General features: G+C 46.5%; 20 protein-coding genes. 15 read left to right on the forward strand and 5 right to left on the reverse strand.

From position 1 onward, the window contains the following. Positions 1-136: 136 nt before the first annotated feature. The 3 genes from BLP91_RS05715 to BLP91_RS05725 all read left to right on the forward strand — a co-directional run bounded on the left by BLP91_RS05715 (position 137) and on the right by BLP91_RS05725 (position 1,376). Positions 137-697 carry a TetR/AcrR family transcriptional regulator gene (locus tag BLP91_RS05715; RefSeq protein ID WP_091567566.1) on the forward strand — a complete coding sequence of 187 codons (561 nt, stop codon included), beginning with the start codon at positions 137-139 and terminating at the stop codon, positions 695-697. Between the two features lie 192 nt (positions 698-889). Beyond that, complete coding sequence (locus tag BLP91_RS17495; protein WP_425412183.1) at positions 890-961, forward strand: excalibur calcium-binding domain-containing protein; 72 nt, start codon at positions 890-892, stop codon at positions 959-961. A gap of 268 nt (positions 962-1,229) precedes the next feature. Then, positions 1,230-1,376 carry a carboxymuconolactone decarboxylase family protein gene (locus BLP91_RS05725; protein WP_245662139.1) on the forward strand — a complete coding sequence of 49 codons (147 nt, stop codon included), beginning with the start codon at positions 1,230-1,232 and terminating at the stop codon, positions 1,374-1,376. A gap of 216 nt (positions 1,377-1,592) precedes the next feature. Here BLP91_RS05725 and BLP91_RS05730 read toward each other — a convergent pair whose 3' ends face one another. Together BLP91_RS05730 and BLP91_RS05735 are read right to left on the reverse strand one after the other, a co-directional pair. Further along, the gene (locus tag BLP91_RS05730; RefSeq protein ID WP_091567568.1) at positions 1,593-2,618 is read right to left on the reverse strand and encodes a sensor histidine kinase; all 1,026 of its coding nucleotides are present in this window, start codon (positions 2,616-2,618) and stop codon (positions 1,593-1,595) included. Further along, complete coding sequence (locus BLP91_RS05735) at positions 2,615-3,286, reverse strand: response regulator transcription factor (RefSeq protein ID WP_077718520.1); 672 nt, start codon at positions 3,284-3,286, stop codon at positions 2,615-2,617. Before BLP91_RS05735 ends, BLP91_RS05730 begins: the two co-directional genes overlap by 4 nt. A gap of 207 nt (positions 3,287-3,493) precedes the next feature. Here BLP91_RS05735 and BLP91_RS05740 point away from each other — a divergent pair, with 207 nt between their 5' ends. From BLP91_RS05740 to BLP91_RS05750, 3 genes are read left to right on the forward strand one after another with little or no spacing between them, the layout of a single operon-like run. After that, a complete protein-coding gene (locus tag BLP91_RS05740) occupies positions 3,494-4,261 on the forward strand; it encodes an ABC transporter ATP-binding protein (RefSeq protein WP_077718519.1) in 768 nt (255 codons plus the stop codon). Beyond that, positions 4,248-6,173 carry an ABC transporter permease gene (locus tag BLP91_RS05745; RefSeq protein WP_091567571.1) on the forward strand — a complete coding sequence of 642 codons (1,926 nt, stop codon included), beginning with the start codon at positions 4,248-4,250 and terminating at the stop codon, positions 6,171-6,173. Before BLP91_RS05740 ends, BLP91_RS05745 begins: the two co-directional genes overlap by 14 nt. 29 nt (positions 6,174-6,202) lie before the next feature. Then, entirely contained in the window at positions 6,203-6,346 is a 144-nt protein-coding gene (locus BLP91_RS05750) for a response regulator (protein WP_281220436.1), read from the forward strand. 169 nt (positions 6,347-6,515) lie between these two features. On the opposite strand, the gene BLP91_RS05755 is transcribed toward BLP91_RS05750, so the two are convergent. Both BLP91_RS05755 and BLP91_RS05760 read right to left on the reverse strand, forming a co-directional pair. Beyond that, complete coding sequence (locus tag BLP91_RS05755) at positions 6,516-7,151, reverse strand: response regulator (protein ID WP_091567575.1); 636 nt, start codon at positions 7,149-7,151, stop codon at positions 6,516-6,518. A 6-nt stretch (positions 7,152-7,157) separates the two neighbouring features. Next, positions 7,158-8,306: a GAF domain-containing sensor histidine kinase gene (locus BLP91_RS05760; RefSeq protein WP_176757851.1), complete on the reverse strand. Its 1,149-nt coding sequence runs from the start codon at positions 8,304-8,306 to the stop codon at positions 7,158-7,160. Between the two features lie 317 nt (positions 8,307-8,623). Between BLP91_RS05760 and BLP91_RS05765 the strand changes: the two genes are divergently transcribed. From BLP91_RS05765 to BLP91_RS05795, 8 genes are all read left to right on the forward strand, one after another. Continuing rightward, entirely contained in the window at positions 8,624-9,193 is a 570-nt protein-coding gene (locus BLP91_RS05765) for an NADPH-dependent FMN reductase (RefSeq protein WP_091567579.1), read from the forward strand. Between the two features lie 149 nt (positions 9,194-9,342). Beyond that, on the forward strand, positions 9,343-10,887 hold the full coding sequence (locus tag BLP91_RS05770; RefSeq protein WP_091567581.1) for an MFS transporter: 1,545 nt from the start codon (positions 9,343-9,345) through the stop codon (positions 10,885-10,887). Positions 10,888-11,145: 258 nt separating this feature from the next. Continuing rightward, complete coding sequence (locus tag BLP91_RS17500) at positions 11,146-11,265, forward strand: TetR-like C-terminal domain-containing protein (protein WP_425412180.1); 120 nt, start codon at positions 11,146-11,148, stop codon at positions 11,263-11,265. Positions 11,266-11,457: 192 nt separating this feature from the next. Then, on the forward strand, positions 11,458-11,529 hold the full coding sequence (locus tag BLP91_RS17505; protein WP_425412183.1) for an excalibur calcium-binding domain-containing protein: 72 nt from the start codon (positions 11,458-11,460) through the stop codon (positions 11,527-11,529). Between the two features lie 308 nt (positions 11,530-11,837). Next, positions 11,838-12,419 carry a biotin transporter BioY gene (locus tag BLP91_RS05780; RefSeq protein ID WP_245662146.1) on the forward strand — a complete coding sequence of 194 codons (582 nt, stop codon included), beginning with the start codon at positions 11,838-11,840 and terminating at the stop codon, positions 12,417-12,419. A gap of 116 nt (positions 12,420-12,535) precedes the next feature. Continuing rightward, positions 12,536-14,113 (forward strand): spore germination protein, encoded by a 1,578-nt coding sequence (locus BLP91_RS05785; RefSeq protein ID WP_091567583.1) that lies wholly within the window; start codon positions 12,536-12,538, stop codon positions 14,111-14,113. Continuing rightward, on the forward strand, positions 14,106-15,311 hold the full coding sequence (locus BLP91_RS05790; protein WP_091567586.1) for a Ger(x)C family spore germination protein: 1,206 nt from the start codon (positions 14,106-14,108) through the stop codon (positions 15,309-15,311). The genes BLP91_RS05785 and BLP91_RS05790 overlap by 8 nt, the downstream gene beginning before the upstream one ends. A 10-nt stretch (positions 15,312-15,321) precedes the next feature. Next, positions 15,322-16,455: a GerAB/ArcD/ProY family transporter gene (locus tag BLP91_RS05795; RefSeq protein WP_091567588.1), complete on the forward strand. Its 1,134-nt coding sequence runs from the start codon at positions 15,322-15,324 to the stop codon at positions 16,453-16,455. 181 nt (positions 16,456-16,636) lie between these two features. On the opposite strand, the gene BLP91_RS05800 is transcribed toward BLP91_RS05795, so the two are convergent. Beyond that, complete coding sequence (locus tag BLP91_RS05800; protein WP_091567590.1) at positions 16,637-17,020, reverse strand: hypothetical protein; 384 nt, start codon at positions 17,018-17,020, stop codon at positions 16,637-16,639. A gap of 105 nt (positions 17,021-17,125) precedes the next feature. On the opposite strand from BLP91_RS05800, the gene BLP91_RS05805 reads away from it, so the two are divergent. Beyond that, positions 17,126-17,356 carry a YqgQ family protein gene (locus tag BLP91_RS05805; protein ID WP_245662148.1) on the forward strand — a complete coding sequence of 77 codons (231 nt, stop codon included), beginning with the start codon at positions 17,126-17,128 and terminating at the stop codon, positions 17,354-17,356. The last annotated feature ends 245 nt before the right edge of the window (positions 17,357-17,601 follow it).

Genomic DNA, 17,601 nt, shown 5'->3' on the forward strand with positions numbered 1-17,601 from the left:
ACCTTTAGACACTTTATTATTTTAGTAGACACCGTGTCGGAAATACAACAAACAGTTTTGTAAAGTTTGTTTGCTTTTCAACATTTTTTTAGATGGTGTTGGATTTAACGAAATATTAGCAAAGGAGCTTATTGGATTGAGTAAGAAATTGGATCGACGCAAAAAATACACACGCAAAGTATTAAAAGAAAGTCTCGTTGCATTACTAGCCAATGGCAAACCGATATCCGCCATCACGGTAAAAGAAATTTGTGAAATGGCAGATATTAATCGCTCCACGTTCTACATGCATTATTCAGATCCGTATGACTTACTGGATAAGATCGAAGCGGAGATTATCGAGGATATGAATACGTATCTGAGCAGTTACAGATTTACAATTGAAGAAGAATCATTAAAGATGACCCAGAAATTATTAGAATATATCACAAACAACAAATTTCTTTTTCAAACCTTATTAACTAAAAATAGGGATCCTGCTTTTGAACAACGGCTGATGGATATCGCGCAACGTTTTATGATGAGTACCGTCCATCATTTAAAAGAAGTTAACTCACGGTATTTGAGTACGTTCGTGGTAAGTGGAGCGATCCATGTGATTAAGGATTGGATGAAAAATGAAATGGACCTCTCTCCAAAAGAAATGGCGATCATGATCAATCATTTCGCAAACTACGGGATGTCTAATTTAGACTGATGTTATCGGCTAAAAATGAACCTCGATCACTCCGTCAGGGCAGAGGGTAAACCAACATCATGGATCGGGCGGGAGCCAAGCGTGACCGGTGGGTTTCACTCCGAATTTTCCCGGTCTGGTATCAAATGGGTTCTTCAGACCAGTCGCTATATAATGTATTCGGGCCGGATCAGCTTCAGATAAAGGATCTATATACCGGGGGATCCGCATCGCCTAGACAGAAACGGCGATGGGGTCCCGTGTGAAAGTCTTCCAGCTAGTTAAAAACATAAAAACCACCCCTCCGGCCGCTGTTGGTGCTAGTGGGGTGTTTCCCATGATCCGAGGAGGCCATCGAACCGTTGCCGCGTACCTGGACCCACATGAGCGCCATGGTGTCGCATTGAGGTGTACCTGACGAACCGCGGCTACACAAAAAACGCTTCGTGAGTGCGCTAGGAAGAGAGAGTGCTCACGGGGCCTCAGGCTGTTTTAGAGACAGCTCGAAAAAAAGAATCGTTAACCCGGTAGGGAGGGTGGGGGGTTCCATGGAGTGCCTTTGGCTCGCCAGGAGGAGTACAAGAAAACAACAGGATTTGATAGCAAATTAATTGAATGGATTAAAATTCGTGCCTCTCAAATTATTGGTTGTGTACGCTGCTTGGATATGCACGCAAAAGGATGCTCGGGTAAATGGTGAAACTGAGCAATTACAACCATTTGGAAAACGGTGTACCGGATGATCTGTATGAGCGGGTTCGCAATCATTGGAATGAAAAACTAGCTCGTTACCATCATGGTCACAATCAACGCCTAGAACCGGTTAAACATTTCATGAAATTTATACCCGGAGAATACAAGCCTACTACACAAAAATAAAAACATCTTTAATTTGATACTTATTGTACCATTATACTTATAGATGATAATAATTTCTGATTTTCGGAAAGTGGATGATGACCCTCGTATATTTGCCTTCTTCCGATTGTATGGAGAGGTCATGTCCTAATTTAAGGGCCATTTGTTTTGCAAGGTAGAGGCCGATCCCGGTAGATTTGGCATGATTTCTCCCAATAGACCCTGTAAATCCCTTTTCAAATACGCGGCTGATATCCTCCGGCTTAATCCCAATGCCTGTATCTTGAATCAGTAACCGCTTTTCTTTTCGATCTGCCTCAAATTGTACGGAGATTCCCCCGCCTTCACCTGTATATTTTAAAGAATTTGAAAAAACTTGGTCTATAATAAAACCAAGCCATTTACTGTCGGTATGGACAATCTGTTCCATATCGTCCATATGAAAGCGAATTTGTTTGTTAATAAAGGATTTGGCGTGTTTCTTGACACTGTTCTTAACGATTTGATCCAACGCGACTTCGGTAATAAAGTAATCTTTGGAAAACGAATCAATGCGAGAATAGTAAAGGGCCTGTTCCACGTAATGTTCGATTTTATCCAACTCATCTTCAAACTTGTCCACAAGGGATTCAACCGTTCTACCACGACTGTTTTCCATAAGCAGGCGGGCAGCCGCAATCGGAACCTTGACTTCATGAATCCAAGAGGTAATAAAATCTTGATGGTCCCGTTTTTCGTTATACAACTTTTGTAGTTGATCGCCATGCACGCCATTTACTTTCTTTAATAAGTCAAGATATATCTGCTGTTCGTTGTTTCGCGGTTTAGGTAGCGTTGCGAGAAATTCTTCATGGCGACTTTCAACCAACTCATGAAGTGCGCGATAAAAATCCTTGTTGAAATAGTATTGGACGATGACGTAAAGTGCTACAATCATAAAGATCACGACATTGACATATACGATATCGTTGACAGCGTATCTGGAATCTGCACTCACCATCATCATCAAAGAAACGAAGCACATCACTATCACGTATAACAAGAAAAAGGAACGTTGATCTTTCAGATACTGTAAGAAACTCATTGGATAATGTAACCCTGTCCTTTCTTAGTCGTTATAAAGTGTTCCTTTCCGAGTTCGGCAAGCTTTTTACGCAGGCGAGCAATATTTACCGTCAGTGTATTTTCGTCCACGAAATTTTCGTCCTTCCAAAGGGTGCGCATCATTTTCTTTCGGCTGACGATCGTCCCTTTGTTTTGCATGAGAATTTTCAAAATCAGAAATTCTGTTTTCGTGAGTTCCGATTTTCGATCTCCATGTAAGGCCACTCCGTCCTCAAGGTTTAACACAATCCCATCGTGTTCGATCGTCTTAAACTGTGTTTCCATGTAAGAATACGTTCTGCGAAGGAGCGCCTTTATTTTCGCGATCAACACATCTGTGTGAAAAGGTTTTTGAATATAATCATCTCCCCCCATGTTCATCGACATGACGATGTCCATCGGTGTATCACGGGAAGAGAGAAAGATCATGGGGACCTTGGACACTTCTCTAATTTTGTGACACCAGTAAAATCCGTCAAACGATGGCAGATTGATATCCATGATGACAAGGTGCGGTTCATGGTGAAGAAATACCTGCATGATTTGGTCAAAGTCTTCGACCTTAACGGTTTCAAATCCCCATTTTTCTAATGCTTCCCCTACCATATTGCGAATGGTCACATCATCTTCCACAATCATCACTTTCATCCTCTTCCCTCCAAACATTCATCGTGCTTCATCATCATTTTAATTGAATCTCGACTAAACAAACAAAAACAACTTCACGTTTAAAGGTGTTTTTTGTCAATGTGACAAAAATGTAAGGTTGTACGATCAAGCTGTAAGTTTATATTAAGGGTCCCTATTGTACAATAAAGCCGTAAAACAAATCAGCACGAAACGGAGGATTTATACATGAAAACGGTCGTCGAAGCAAAACAAATAAAAAAAGTCTACGGTTCAAAGGGAAATGTTTTCTCAGCCTTGGAGGATATCGACTTAACTGTCATGGAAGGTGAATTCGTCGGCATTATGGGCCCCTCAGGTGCCGGTAAAACAACGTTACTAAATATTTTGGCAACGATTGACGAGCCAACTTCGGGTGACATCGTCATTGACGGAATCAATGTGACCAAGATGACGGAGGAACAACTGTCTGCCTTTCGCCGTGACAAACTAGGTTTCTTGTTCCAAGACTATCATTTATTAGACACCTTAACTGTGGAAGAAAATGTGATCTTGCCGTTAGCACTGGCCAAGATGAACGTCAAAGAATTGGAACGAAGGGTCGATGAAGTGGCAGATACGTTTGGGATTCGCGACATTTTAAAAAAGTATCCGTATCAAATTTCCGGGGGACAAAAGCAACGTACGGCAGCATCGCGCGCGATTATCTCAAACCCAAGCTTAATATTGGCAGACGAACCGACAGGTGCATTGGACTCAAAGTCCGCAACAGACTTGTTAGAATGTTTAAAGGATCTGAATGAACATGACAAGGCGACCATTTTAATGGTCACCCACGATGCTTATGCGGCAAGTTACTGTAATCGCGTCCTTTTTATTAAAGACGGCAACATCTTCACAGAACTTGTGAAAGGGGAAAGATCCCGCAAAGCCTTTTTCAACAAGGTGTTGGATGTGTTATCCGCGCTAGGGGGTGGTGCACATGACGTTATTTAGTTTAGCAAAGAAAAATATAAAGGGTAACTTCAACCATTATTTCGTCTACTTTGTGACGCTCGTCTTCAGCATGGTGATTTATTACACGTTTGCTGCCCTACAACACAGTGAAAACATTCAGGAAAGCATTGAATTGTCGGATACGATGCGGTTCATGTTTGGGGTATCATCGGTTATCCTCATTTTATTCGTAGCGGTCTTTGTTTTGTACTCCAACTCATTTTTCACAAGGAAAAGGAAGAAAGAAGTCGGATTGTACGCCATACTAGGTTTACGCAAGAAAACGATTGCAAAAATGTTGTTTTACGAAAACTTGATGATGGGCATCATCGCATTAGTCATTGGGATTATTCTGGGCACCTTGCTGTCCAAATTGTTTGCAATGATTTTGGTCAAACTCATGGGTTCTACTACTGAGGTGGATTTCGGAATATCGGCTATGGCGATTATTCAGACAGTCATTGTCTTTATGGTCATTATTTTGTTTACTTCCGTTCAAGGTTATCGCTTGATTTATCGTTTTAAACTAATCGAACTATTCCACGCTGAGAAAAAAGGAGAGCCCATTCCAAAGGTTTCACCTATTTCCGCTGTCATCGGCGTTGTATTGCTTGTCGGGAGTTACTGGCTCATATTGCGGCCACTTCCTGACGACTGGACGACGGAATATTTATTGAGAAATGACGGTGTTGCCTTTTTGGCTCTCGTTATCGGAACCCATTTGTTTTTCCGATCCGTCACGGTCTATTTACTGAAGTTATCGCAAAGAAACAAGTCACGCTATTACAGAGGAACAAAATTAATTGAAACATCCCAGTTACTGTATCGCATTAGAGGAAATGCCCGTACCTTTACAGTTATAGCATTGTTGAGTGCTGCAACGATCAGTTTTTTCGGTGCAACTTACGGTGGATACTACAGCAATGAAAAAAGCGCTAAGGAAGTTGTCCCGTTCAGCTACTCGTTTTTGTCAAAAGGCCCAGAATTTGATTCACAGGTGGAAAATATAATTGAAGCAGATGATCAACATCCGATACAAGCCCAACTGGAGATACCCGTAATTCAGATAGAAGGAACACTCTCATTTCAACTGGATTACGACATAAATCCTGTAAAATTAATCTCTGCAAGTACCTTTAATCAAGCAGCGAAGGCTTTAAACCGGGATGAAACGGTCTCACTTACCGGGGATGAAGCAGCCGTAATCCAACCAAGGTTTACGGAATACACGGAGGCGACGTTTAAAGGGGAAAGCGTGACGCTGCAATTGGATCGAGGAAGCCGTCAACTACGACTTGACCATATGGTTGAAGGAAACGTGCTCCCCTTCGATTATCCCGATTTCTATGTCGTGGTCAGCCATGACGTGTTTGCTGAGATAGCCAGACAAGAGGCACCACTCACTTATAACGTTTACGAAGTGGAAAATGAAACGACGGCACAAGCCACGTCGGAAAAAGTGAATAAACTGGTTGGAAACGATTTTCAGGTTTCTTCATCGTTTTATACGGAGTACAAGAAAGGAAAAGAAGGAAACGCCCTGACTCTCTTTATTTACGGATTTTTGGGGCTTGTGTTTTTAGCGGCGACCGGAAGTATCATTTACTTCAAACAGTTGACCGAAGCGAATGAAGCGACAGGGCACTACGAAATCCTCCGAAAAATCGGTGTCAGTAAAAGGGACATACGCAGATCAGTAAAAAAGCAGTCATTATTCGTGTTCGGATTGCCATTAACCGTAGGCATATTGCACAGTTGTGTGATACTGTACTTTATTAGCAATTTTATTTCAGATCTCATTGGAGTCAATCTTATGGTGCCGATTCTAACGGCCATAGCCGTTTTTATCATCATCTATACGGTCTATTATGCATGGACTGTGAATACGTATAATCGAATTGTGAATCGATAATCGAGAAACATCCCTCGACAGGGGAAGAAATTCTCGGAAAGGTTTCGTCAACTAGCTTGACTCCAGTTATTATTATTTCAGCAAAAAACACACAAAATACTAAAATGGATAACTTACGATCTGGCGCAGATGATTTTATTTTAAAGCCATTTGATGTGGATGATGGAAGTTAACGACTCATTTTCCTGATTGTGATCATTCTACATAACTCAGACTCTACAGGTTTCTATCGCCCCGGTAAATTCCTCGCTCTTTGATTGAAAAAGGATTCGAGTCTGGACAGATTGGGTTCATCCTCTGATGTCCGTATCTATAGCAATTTCCAACCAGGGTGGTACGTTGTTATCCTTCAAACCAGTGATGTTTCAAGGCATGAATCGCCGCTTGTGTGCGATCCTGTACCCCCATTTTACCGAGAATGTTTGTGATATGCGTTTTAACGGTTTTTTCAGTGATATGAAGTTCTGCAGCGATCTCCTTGTTGCTTTGCCCGTGCGTAATATGCTCTAAGATGATACGTTCTCTTGGCGTCAGATCATGGTAGCTGGAATGTTGCTCTTCTCCCCTAGCCACATGCGTCATTAACTGATTCGATATTTGTGGATGAAGGGAGGTTTCCCCACTCATGACGGCGTTCAAGGTTTCTTCCAGTAAGCGAGGATCGACATCCTTGAGTTGATAGCCGCTAGCTCCAGCACGGATTGCTGGTAAAACATGATCTTTGTCAGAGGAGCTAGTGAGGATGATGACCTGGACGTGAGGGTGCTTCTCTTTTATACGTCTGGTTGCTTCGATGCCATCCATGTTCGGCATCAGCACATCCATTAACACGACATCCGGCTGGCATTTTTCCACTTGCTGTAGCGCCTCTTCTCCATTTTGCGCCTCACCGACAATGTGAATATTGGGTCGTGTTTGCAAAAAGAAACGCAATCCTTTTAATACGACGGGGTGATCGTCTACAAGTAGGACGTTCAATGAACATCACCTGCCTTTCTCATGGAGTGGAACACGGACGGTAACCGTCGTGCCCTTACCGGCCTCACTATTAATATGTAAAGAACCCTGAAGTTCTTTGACACGTTCTTTCATGCTTGTAATGCCCAGTGATTGATCCGTCTCCAGGACACCTCCAGACCCTTTGTCTATAATGCGCATTGTCAGCTGATGACGATCCTCCTGCAACAGGATCGATGCTTTGGATGTCCCTGAATGTTTCCGAATATTGTTTAATGCTTCTTGGCCGATGCGCAATAAGGCTTCTTCATAGCAACGATTTAATGACAACTCTTTTGGTGCATGTATGGATAGATCAACCCCGATTTTTTGCGCATATTCGGCGAGTGAATGGGTCAGGCCTTGATCAAGGTCAACGGGACGCATCTGCCAGATCAGACTGCGCATGTCAGTGAGTGCTTCCTGGGAAAGATGTTGCAGATCCTGGATCGCCTCCCTGATGGTTTCCTCATTCTCAGTGACCATCGTTTGCAATCCTTGTGATGTTAAGGAGAGGGCAAACAATTTTTGATTGACGGAGTCATGCAAATCTCTCGCCAGTCGATTCCTTTCCCTTTCGATGAGCAACACTTCGGGTTGTTCATGCAGGCGAACGCGTTCCACGGCTAAACCTATTTGGTAAGCCACTGTTTCTAACAGAACGAGCTCATCATCTTCAAAGCGTCTGCGGCCGGGAGAAGCCAGATTGAGCAGGCCGATCTTTTTCCCACGGATCGTTAATGGGATACTGGCATGATGGGAAAGTCCCCACGTTTCACCCATAGCGAGTTCTACTGCCGCTTCAAGCCGGGCACATTGCATCTGATTGACGGCCTGTTTCATCTTTCCTGCCCAATAAAGCTGTAAACAGGAACAATCGGTACAACCTTCGTAACAATGCATCAATTCTTCCCGATTGTCATCCAGGGCAGGAGGGAGTTGCTGGTAAGCAACCAGTTCATAAGAGGTCGTATCCTTTATTAAAAAAATCCATCCCGTTTTCAATTCCATCAAGTCAAGCAGTCGTTCCAAGGTTTGCTGCAAAATATCATATAAATCCGTGCTCTTATTCAAAGTTTCAGAAATTTCCCTTTGTATCTGCAGGGCTTTCTGATATCTGGACTGATGGTCCAGCATCGGTTTCATCCTCCTGTACACGCTGTTGAAGCGACTGGGTCTGTAAAGGAATCATACATCTAAAAAAGACTATCTCTAGCGATTATCTTAACGGATGGAGAAAGGGTAGGGAAGAGAAAATCATAATAATTTTCCTAAATATCCTTAATCATCTTCAGACACCAAATACAGAGCCAAAAACGAAGGATCTCCGACCATAGTCGTAGCATGGGGTCTTAGTATCACTAAGGCCTTTTTTGTATACCAAGTTTATACAATAGATCAATTTATGCAGAAAAGGGACGTGGCACAATATGCATAAGGAGGGAGAATAGACAATGCAAAAATTAAACATCGGCGTTATCTTAGGAAGCACACGTTCAGGGCGTGTAAGTCCACAAGTAGGATACTGGATCAAAAAGGTGGCGGACAGACGAGGAGATGCAAACTATGAAATCGTAGATATAACCGACTTTAAATTGCCACTTTATGGGGAAGGAAGTGGGAAAGAACCAGGATTAAGGGCTTGGTCGGCAAAAATTGCCAACCTAGATGGATTCGTGTTTATTGTTCCCGAATACAACCACAGCATTCCTGCCGTATTAAAAAATGCATTAGATTCAGCGTACGAGGAATGGAACAACAAAGCAGCAGGTATCGTAAGTTACGGCTCAACAGGTGGGGCTCGTGCAGCCGAACATTTACGTGGCATCTTAGGAGAGTTAAAAGTGGCGAGTGTCCGTGACCACCCAACATTATCCATATTTACGGATTTTGAAAACTATACCACCTTTCATCCAGCTAAATTCCATCTGGACAGAGTCCAGTCGATGTTAAAACAAACGGTCGCTTGGAGTGGTGCATTAAAAACTTTGCGACAAACTGCACTCACTGACGATGATATTTAGGTTGTGCACACCAAAGAGGGGTGATTTTTCCCCCTCGGACAAAGCAAGGACTGATGTTGCTGATCCTTCATGGACCTTGTGTAAGAAAGGAGTTAGGAGATGAGTAATGTCAGTCGAGATAAACGTGTTGAGAAAGTCGCTAAAGCAACATGGCGGGAATGGTTGGGGTTGGGATCCTTGACTTTGGCGGTTTTCATGCTCTCTACAGATATGACTGTCCTGTTTCTCGCCATGCCATCCATTCTGCCGACTTAGCACCGAGCGCCTCACAAATGCTCTGGATTATTCATATTGGTGAATTGCTGGCCGTAGGGTTTGTATTAACGATGGGACGTCTGGGAGACAAAATTGGAAGAAGACGTCTGCTTGTGTTCGGAGTAACGGTATATGGAATCGCCTCTCTTATGGCGGCATTTTCAACCGCTGCCTGGATGTTGATTGCCGTACGGGCCTTCCTTGGTGTTGCCGCTGCCACAGTGATGCCGTCCACCATGTCATTATTGCGGAATCTGTTTCTCGATCCAAAGCAATTTTCAGTAGCTGTTGCTATTCATCTCAGCGCATTCTCTGCGGGTGCGGCCTTAGGCCCTACAATGGGTGGTTTACTCTTGGATCACTTTTGGTGGGGAGCGGTATTTCTCATCAATGTTCCGGTTGCCATCGTACTTTTAGCGACATCTCGGCTTCTGCCTGAGTTTCGAAATGCGGATGCCAAACGTTTGGATGTGATCAGTGTCTTGTTGTCCTCGCTAGCGTTGATAACCTTGATTTTCGGTTTACAGGAAATGGCTCATGATGGTTTCAACATGCTCTACGGTGGATCGGTAGTTATGGGCATAGCCACCGGGGGGCTGTTTATTCGTCGACAGATGAAATCGTTAGACCCACTGTTAGATTTGCGCATGTTTCGGATCCCCGTTTTTAATTTTTCATTGATTGCTTTAATGCTCATATTGCTTGTGACCAGTGGGGCAGAAATGCTTTTTGCTCAACATCTACAGGCGGTTGTGGGATTATCTCCGACCGAGGCTGGGTTCTTGCTGATCATCCCTGCACTCCTATCAATGGCCGGCACCTTAATGTCCCCCGTGCTTACTCGGTGGATGCGACAGGCTTATGCCATGGTATCCGGCCTTTTCGTTGCTGCAGGTGGGGCATTGCTAATCATGTTGACCGCACATGATGCGGGGCCATTGATCTTGATTATTGGTGCCTCCCTTCTAGCGTTTGGCGCTGGACCAACGCTGACGATCGCCAGTGAACAAATTATATCTAGCGTTCCGCAAGAACGTGCTGGTTCTGCTTCAGCCATGAACGATGTCAGCAGTGGACTTGGTTATGCACTGAGCATTGCATTCATTGGAAGCTTAGGAATGTATGTATACCGTCAGTCATTAGCAAATTCTATCCCAGCAGGAGTCCCCTCGGAAATAGTCAATTCGGCTATGGAAAGCATAGGTGCGGCCGTTGTAGCAGCAGAAGGGGTCCCGAAAATGCTTCAAGCGGTTCAATCGTCTTTCACAGTAGCCATTCAAACAATATATGGATTAGCTGCCATCGGTTTATTTGTTTTAATGACTATTATCATTTGGAAGCTCAGACATGTCAGGCAAGAAGATACAGTGCCTGCTGAAAAGGTAACGGTCGCTTTGAAAAGAGAGACACTTACAAAAGAATTTCAACGTTACAACTGAGGAAAATGACGGTACCATGTTTTCCTTTGATATGCTACTATCATCGGACTGATTCCGTTATGGACCGGATTTCTCATTCGGAGCTTCTTTCTTTGCCGGTGGTATGATGTGGGCAGAATTCAAATCTTTCCTCAGCCGCTTCTAACTTTTCAACTACAGTATGAAAGGGCACCACTCGGAAACTGGAGGAATCACTCACAACTGGACTCGCACAGCTCTGGATGAAGATTTACCATCCGAACGATTCAGACGCAAGGGATGTCAGGCGCGATCCATGTGATTAAGGATTGGATGAAAAATGAAATGGACCTCTCTCCAAAAGAAATGGCGATCATGATCAATCATTTCGCGAGCTATGGGATGTCTAATTTAGACTGATGTTATCGGCTAAAAATGAACCTCGATCACTCCATCAGGGCAGAGGGTAAACCAACATCATGGATCGGGCGGGAGCCAAGCGTGACCGGTGGGTTCCACTCCGAATTTTCTCGGTCTGGTATCGAATGAGTTCTTCAAACCAGTCGCCATATAATGTATTCGGGCCGGATCAGCTTCAGATAAAGGATCTATATACCGGGGGATCCGCATCGCCTAGACAGAAACGGCGATGGGGTTCCGTGTGAAAGTCTTCCAGCCAGTTAAAAACACGCCGCTGTTGGCGCTGGCGGGGTGTTTCCCATGATCCGAGGCTACCGAACCTTTGCCGCGTACCTGGACCCACATGAGCGCTATGGTGTCGCATTGAGGTACAGTTAAATGAGACGTTTCCTTAATCCTATGTGAAAGCACCCTAAGGGATTCTTGTTTACATGTTAGCGGGAGTGAAACATGCTGCTTTGTGTTTCACTTCCAATTGTAATGTTAACTATACAAAAATGTAGGTTGACAATAGTCAGCCTCTTTTTTATGCTGAAACCATTGCTTGAACTTATCGAATAGAGGTGGTTCCCGTGACCCGAGGAACAGCCCGCATACGAAACATGGCTTATGCGGCTCTATTTGCCGCCCTGTTGGCCGTGTCGGGGCAGATCGCGATTCCTCTGCCGCCGGTTCCGATCACCCTGCAGACGCTAGTGGTGATGCTGGCCGGATCGGTGCTTGGAGCGAGACGGGGTTTAATCAGTGTGCTTCTGTTTATTCTGTTGGCCGCATTTGGTGCTCCCGTGCTCTCCGGTGGCAAGGGCGGGTTGGCGCAATTGGTCGGGCCCACAGCGGGGTACATCTGGAGCTGGCCGGTGGCCGCCTATCTGATCGGGTGGATGACGGAGCGCTCTCTTCACCGCCTCCGTTTTTGGAAACTGCTGATCTACCATGTGGTGTGGGGAATCGGATGGATCTACCTTTGCGGAGGGCTGTGGTTGATGGTCGCCGTCGGCATGGACGGGCAGGCGGCGTTGATCGGGGGTGTGCTTCCCTTTCTTCCCGGGGATGCAGCCAAGGCGGTGGTCGCTTCCACAGTCGCCCTCACTCTTTCCCGAGCCTATCCCATCATCCGTCCCCGATCGGCCGAGAGCGTTCGAGCCGCCGAATAAGCGAAGGCGCCGCTTTCCAATACAGGAAAGCGGTTTTTTTTTGCTGTTTCTATATCAGTAATGGCTAGGTTGTAAATGGTACATATTAACTGAAAATAGATGTCCGGGGGTTCGCCATGTCCTATAAGCGATTGATGAATCGTCTGTTTAAAAGAAGAAATCAAGCCAAGCAGCAAGAAACGGATATCGATCTCATCCCTATTTATAAACGGTTGGATGACAATTTGGCCTTTTTGAAAAAAACCTTTGGCAACTCCATGGATTTAGCGATTTATCACGCACAGATCGGAAAGCCATCTGTCAAGCTGGCCGTTATCTACCTGGAAAGCATGGTGGAGGATCAATCGATCAACCGCTTGATGACGGACATCTACAATCAGGATAACGGCGAGGGGTTCACCTCCAAAGAGCATACCTTTGACTGGCTGAAAGAAAAAGTGGTCAGTGTCGGGGAGGCGGAGCGCTTATCTAATCTGGACGATATCTGTTCTAAAGTGACTTATGGCCATGTCGTCGTTTTAATGGACGGTGTGACCCACGCGATCAGCGGGGACACTTCAGCCCCTCCCCATCGGAGCATTTCAGAGCCGACCACGCAGCGGGTGACGCAGGGGCCGAAGGAAGGGTTTACGGAAGATATTGCAACCAACCTGTCACTGGTTCGGCGGCGGATTCCCTCTACCAACCTGCGGTTTGATGAAATGAAGGTGGGTCGAATCACCCGGACTCGAGTGGCGGTAACGTATGTCGATGGCATCGTTAACCCTCAATTGGTGGCGGGAGTGAAACGGCGACTGCAAAACATCAATACCGACAGCGTGCTGGACACCCGCGATATCGGCGATTGGATCGAGGATAACAAGTTTTCCGTTTTTCAGACGATGCTCTACTACGAGCGGCCTGACACAGTGGCGGCCAAGATATTGGAAGGAAGAGTGGCGATCCTGGTCGAGGGGACCCCCTTCGTACTGATTCTCCCGGTGACCGCTTTGGAGACGGTGCAAGCGCCGGAGGATTATTACCTCCGTTACGATATCGCCACTTTTTTGCGGGCCATACGGTTCATAGCCTTTTTCCTGGCCTTGCTATCCCCGTCCATTTATGTGGCGTTAGCCACCTTTCACCAGGATATGCTACCCACGGATATCGCCCTCAATATCGTGTCCCAACGGGAAGGAGTGCCCTTTCCCATTTTTGTGGAGGCCCTATTGATGGAGCTTACCTTTGAAGTGTTACGGGAAGCGGGAGTGCGGGCTCCTCGAATCCTGGGGGTGTCGATCACCATTGTTGGGGCGGTGATCATCGGACAGACAGCGGTGGATGCGGGGGTGGTTACACCGATCAAGGTGATCATCGTCTCGGTGACGGGAATCGCCAGTTTTGTGGCTCCAGAATTCTCCATCAGTGTCTCGGCCCGTTTGCTGCGCTTTGCCTTTCTGATATTGGCCAGCACCTATGGTTTTTTTGGGATCGGGATCGCCTTCATCATCATGGTCTTTCACGTACAGAGTCTCCGTTCCTTCGGGGTTCCTTACCTGGCCCCCTTATCCCCCTTCATTGGGTCGGATTTGAAAGACGTGATTTTTCGGGTTCCCCATTGGGCGATGACCAAGCGCCCCGCTTACCTCCAGTCCATGATGCCGCGGCGAATTCGCTTTCAGACCTCACAGGGAAAGGTTCGATACGATGATTAAAGGAAGAGTCGGATGGGTGTTCCTGTTGCTGATTCTTTTATGCGGGTGTGCGGACCGACAAGATATCGATACTCTGGCCTTTGTGAGCGGGGTGGCTATCGACCGTATGCCCGACGATGAGGAGTATCAGGTGACCTTTCAAATCATCAACCCCGCCCAGATTTCGACTCAAACGGGAAAAGGGGGATCCGGGAGAAAAAGCACGGTCACCTCGTATACCGGCAGGGGGTCCAGCTTGTCAGAGGCGCTACAAGAGGCCCAGTCCAAATCGCCGCGCAAACTTTTTTTTGCCCATCGTCAAATCTGGGTGATCGGGGAACGGGTGGCTCGGCAGGGGATTCAAAATCTGATTGATATCACGTCACGTTTGCAGGGGGGGCGGCTCAGCATGAGCATCGCCGTCGCTAAGGAAGCAATGGCCAGTGATGTGCTCGATGTACTGACGGCGATGGAACAGATCCCGGCTTTTAAGCTTCACAGAACCCTGGAAGAAAAGGCGAAACAAACCGGAATGGTGATCCGCACCGAGTTGGATGATGTGATTCACGGGCTTGTTGACGAGGGGGTGGAACCCGTCATCAGTGGCGTGGAGATTCTGGGACAGGCCAAGAAGGGGGAGACGGAGGAGAATGTGACACAAACGAAGCCGACCGCCGTTGTAAAAGCTGATGGGATGGCCCTGTTTCGCCAGGGGCGTCTCCGCACGTGGGTAGCCGGCAAGGAGGCACGGGGGGTCAATTTTATCAAGGACCGAATCGAAAACACCCTCATTCAACTCCCCTGTCAGAAAAATGAGGATGCGATCGGCATTCAGATTACGCAATCCAAAGCGAAGATCCGTCCATCCCTGAACAAAGGACAGCCGATGTTTACCATTCAGGTGGATACAGAAGGGAAGATAATTGAAGCGAACTGCCAGGTAAACCTGGAGGAAAATACAGAGATCCGGCGTTTGGAAAAGAAAACGTCCGACGAGATCGAAAAACAAATTCGAACGGCCATTGGAAGCGCCCAAAAGGTACGCGCGGATGTTTTCGGCTTTGGCCAGACGCTTCATCGTAAACATCCAAAAGAATGGACCCGAATGAAGCAGCGGTGGCCACAACTTTTTAAGAAAGCGCAAGTGCAGGTACAAGTGAAGACGGAGATCGAAAATACCGGCCTGCGCACCCAGCCATTATTGGAGCTGACTAGATAGGAGGGATCCGATGTCGCAGCGTCCGCAATTGGAGAGATACCAGGGGATCAAGGCCCATCAACTGTTCGGATTGGTGACCATGTTCATATTGGGCAGTGCCATCGTTTTTGGACTGGGTATCAAGGAAGCGAAACAGGATGCCTGGTTGGCCTTCCTGGTGGCGATGGGGGTAGGACTGCTCCTCTTTCAGATCTACGCATGGTTGTACCGGGCCTACCCGAAACTCACCTTGGTACAAATCCTGCAGCAAAACTTCGGGACATGGCTGGGTTGGTTCCTGGGGTTCCTTTATGTTTTGTATTTTTTTTACATCGCGGTGCGTGATGTCGGTGATTTTCTGGGATTGCTTAAAATCGCTTACTTTCCCCAATCCTCGCTGTGGATCACCGGAGCCTTGCTGATGGTGGGAATCCTGTATGCGGCGACGAAAGGGGTTGAAAATCTGGCCGGTGCGGCATTGGTTTTGTTTTTACTGACAGGGCTCCTTTTGGTATTAGTCGACCTGTTGATTGTCATCTCCGGAGAAGTGGTATGGAACCGACTGGAGCCTCTGTTAGAAGGGGGAGTTCGCCCCATTTTCCAAGCGGTGTTCCCCAATCTGCTAAGCTTTCCCTTCGGTGAGGTCATCGCTTTTACGATGTTGCTCTCTTTTTATACCGGGAAACCGCAACGGGCACTTCTCGCTTCCCGTCTTGGAATACTGGCCGGGGGGTTCGGTCTTACGATCGCCACTTTATTAAATATCGTGGTATTGGGTGATGACATCGCGGTCCGCTCCCCCTTCCCTTATCTGACGACCTTGTCAAAGGTGGAGTTAGGGAGGTTTTTGCAACGGTTGGATCTAGCTGCGATTATGGTATTGGTCACCTGTGGCTTTATCAAAATCAGTGTTTTTTTCCAAGCGGCGCTGATCGGGATCCGCCAGTTGTTCCAGATCAAAAAAAGAAACCATCTGTTGATTGTAGGGATGGGCATCATCATGTTGTACACTGCCGTCCAGTTATCACAAAACTATGTTCAACATATGGAGGTGGGTTTTCGCTGGGTTCCGCTGTATCTTCATGTGCCGTTTCAAATGGTAATCCCACCCCTTTTGCTCCTCGTCCATCTCCTGCGAAAGCGTTTATCCAAAAAAGGATCCTGACAGGATATCAGGGTGTGTATCATGTGGACGAAACAGGCTGTGTAAGTTCCGCTGCTGTTGGCAATCCTGTCCCTGATCCGGAGATGGGGAGGAACCGAAAACTAAGTTCTCCTATTAAAAAACGGGTACCGGTGCTCAGCGAGTGAAAACAGGTACCCGTTTCGATGGAATTCCTTGTTGATCAAGTAGGGATCGAGACTAAATCCGTGTGTCGCTTTACATGTTCAATAAAGCGGTCTGTCAGGGGGACCAACAGGTCAGTCGCTTCTCGTTCAAAGCGACCGTTTCGATTGATCAGGTAGATCCGATGGGCGGAAATGCGGTAGTATTGATTGGTGAAGAGTGGACGCACCTCCGTCTGGTCCAAAATCTGAACCCCCTGTACCCGTTCCGGCTGGAACGGGACGATCCCCATTGTATCGGAAAGCATGATTTGATAGGATGCGTGTGGCTTTTGAAAGATCAGTTCCCGGGTGGTCAGCGTGCACCCCAGACGGTTTCGCTTCTGGTACAGCAGGAGCTCGCCTTCCATCCCTTTCACTTGAATAAAATCCGATTCGGGCATGGGTCACACCCTTTATTTCATGATTGCCACCTATTGTATCACAGTTTTTGATCCCGTACGCAAGGGGGCTGTGACGATCGGTTAAAAAGCGGGAGGTGACCGTTGATGGAGAAAGATTCGATCCGGAATATGGCGGATGTCCGGAAGTTGCTCAAAAATTTTTCTTTTATGGTGTATACCGGTGATCGTCTGGGGGATTTGGAGTTGATGGAGGAGGAGTTGTCCGACCTGCGGCAGTCGGGGCTCTTGGAACAGAAGGCTTTCCTGCAAGCTCGGATGGTGATCCAGCAGGAAAAACAACGCGAGGGCTTGCATACGGAAAATTGCGACAGTTAGAATGAAAAGGGATCTTCCCAATTTCGATTTGGTCCGTGCCCCTTCAACAACTTTGTTCTACTTCTCTGTGCTGTTCGGGAGATGGGGTATCCCCCTTCTTCCGTTCCACCTATCTAAGTCTTCCTAAACGCCCTTGCATGTTGATTCCCCGTTGAGTGGGATGTCTTTATCTGCTGACGGGTGTCAGATCATGATAGGGGTACATGAGCGTCTTTTTGCATATGAGATGAACATTTACCGAAAGG

Origin of the sequence: Melghirimyces thermohalophilus, assembly GCF_900102685.1 — a bacterium.
Classification (GTDB): domain Bacteria; phylum Bacillota; class Bacilli; order Thermoactinomycetales; family DSM-45169; genus Melghirimyces; species Melghirimyces thermohalophilus.

What these genes read in the sequence shown, in the direction of transcription:
- BLP91_RS05730 (WP_091567568.1), bottom strand. Translation starts at nt 2,618, where the DNA reads ATGAGTTTCTTACAGTATCTGAAAGATCAACGTTCCTTTTTCTTGTTA.
- BLP91_RS05735 (WP_077718520.1), bottom strand. Translation starts at nt 3,286, where the DNA reads ATGAAAGTGATGATTGTGGAAGATGATGTGACCATTCGCAATATGGTA.
- BLP91_RS05740 (WP_077718519.1), top strand. Translation starts at nt 3,494, where the DNA reads ATGAAAACGGTCGTCGAAGCAAAACAAATAAAAAAAGTCTACGGTTCA.
- BLP91_RS05745 (WP_091567571.1), top strand. Translation starts at nt 4,248, where the DNA reads ATGACGTTATTTAGTTTAGCAAAGAAAAATATAAAGGGTAACTTCAAC.
- BLP91_RS05760 (WP_176757851.1), bottom strand. Translation starts at nt 8,306, where the DNA reads ATGCTGGACCATCAGTCCAGATATCAGAAAGCCCTGCAGATACAAAGG.
- BLP91_RS05765 (WP_091567579.1), top strand. Translation starts at nt 8,624, where the DNA reads ATGCAAAAATTAAACATCGGCGTTATCTTAGGAAGCACACGTTCAGGG.
- BLP91_RS05770 (WP_091567581.1), top strand. Translation starts at nt 9,343, where the DNA reads ATGGCGGGAATGGTTGGGGTTGGGATCCTTGACTTTGGCGGTTTTCAT.
- BLP91_RS17500 (WP_425412180.1), top strand. Translation starts at nt 11,146, where the DNA reads ATGTCAGGCGCGATCCATGTGATTAAGGATTGGATGAAAAATGAAATG.
- BLP91_RS05785 (WP_091567583.1), top strand. Translation starts at nt 12,536, where the DNA reads ATGTCCTATAAGCGATTGATGAATCGTCTGTTTAAAAGAAGAAATCAA.
- BLP91_RS05790 (WP_091567586.1), top strand. Translation starts at nt 14,106, where the DNA reads ATGATTAAAGGAAGAGTCGGATGGGTGTTCCTGTTGCTGATTCTTTTA.
- BLP91_RS05795 (WP_091567588.1), top strand. Translation starts at nt 15,322, where the DNA reads ATGTCGCAGCGTCCGCAATTGGAGAGATACCAGGGGATCAAGGCCCAT.
- BLP91_RS05800 (WP_091567590.1), bottom strand. Translation starts at nt 17,020, where the DNA reads ATGCCCGAATCGGATTTTATTCAAGTGAAAGGGATGGAAGGCGAGCTC.
- BLP91_RS05805 (WP_245662148.1), top strand. Translation starts at nt 17,126, where the DNA reads ATGGAGAAAGATTCGATCCGGAATATGGCGGATGTCCGGAAGTTGCTC.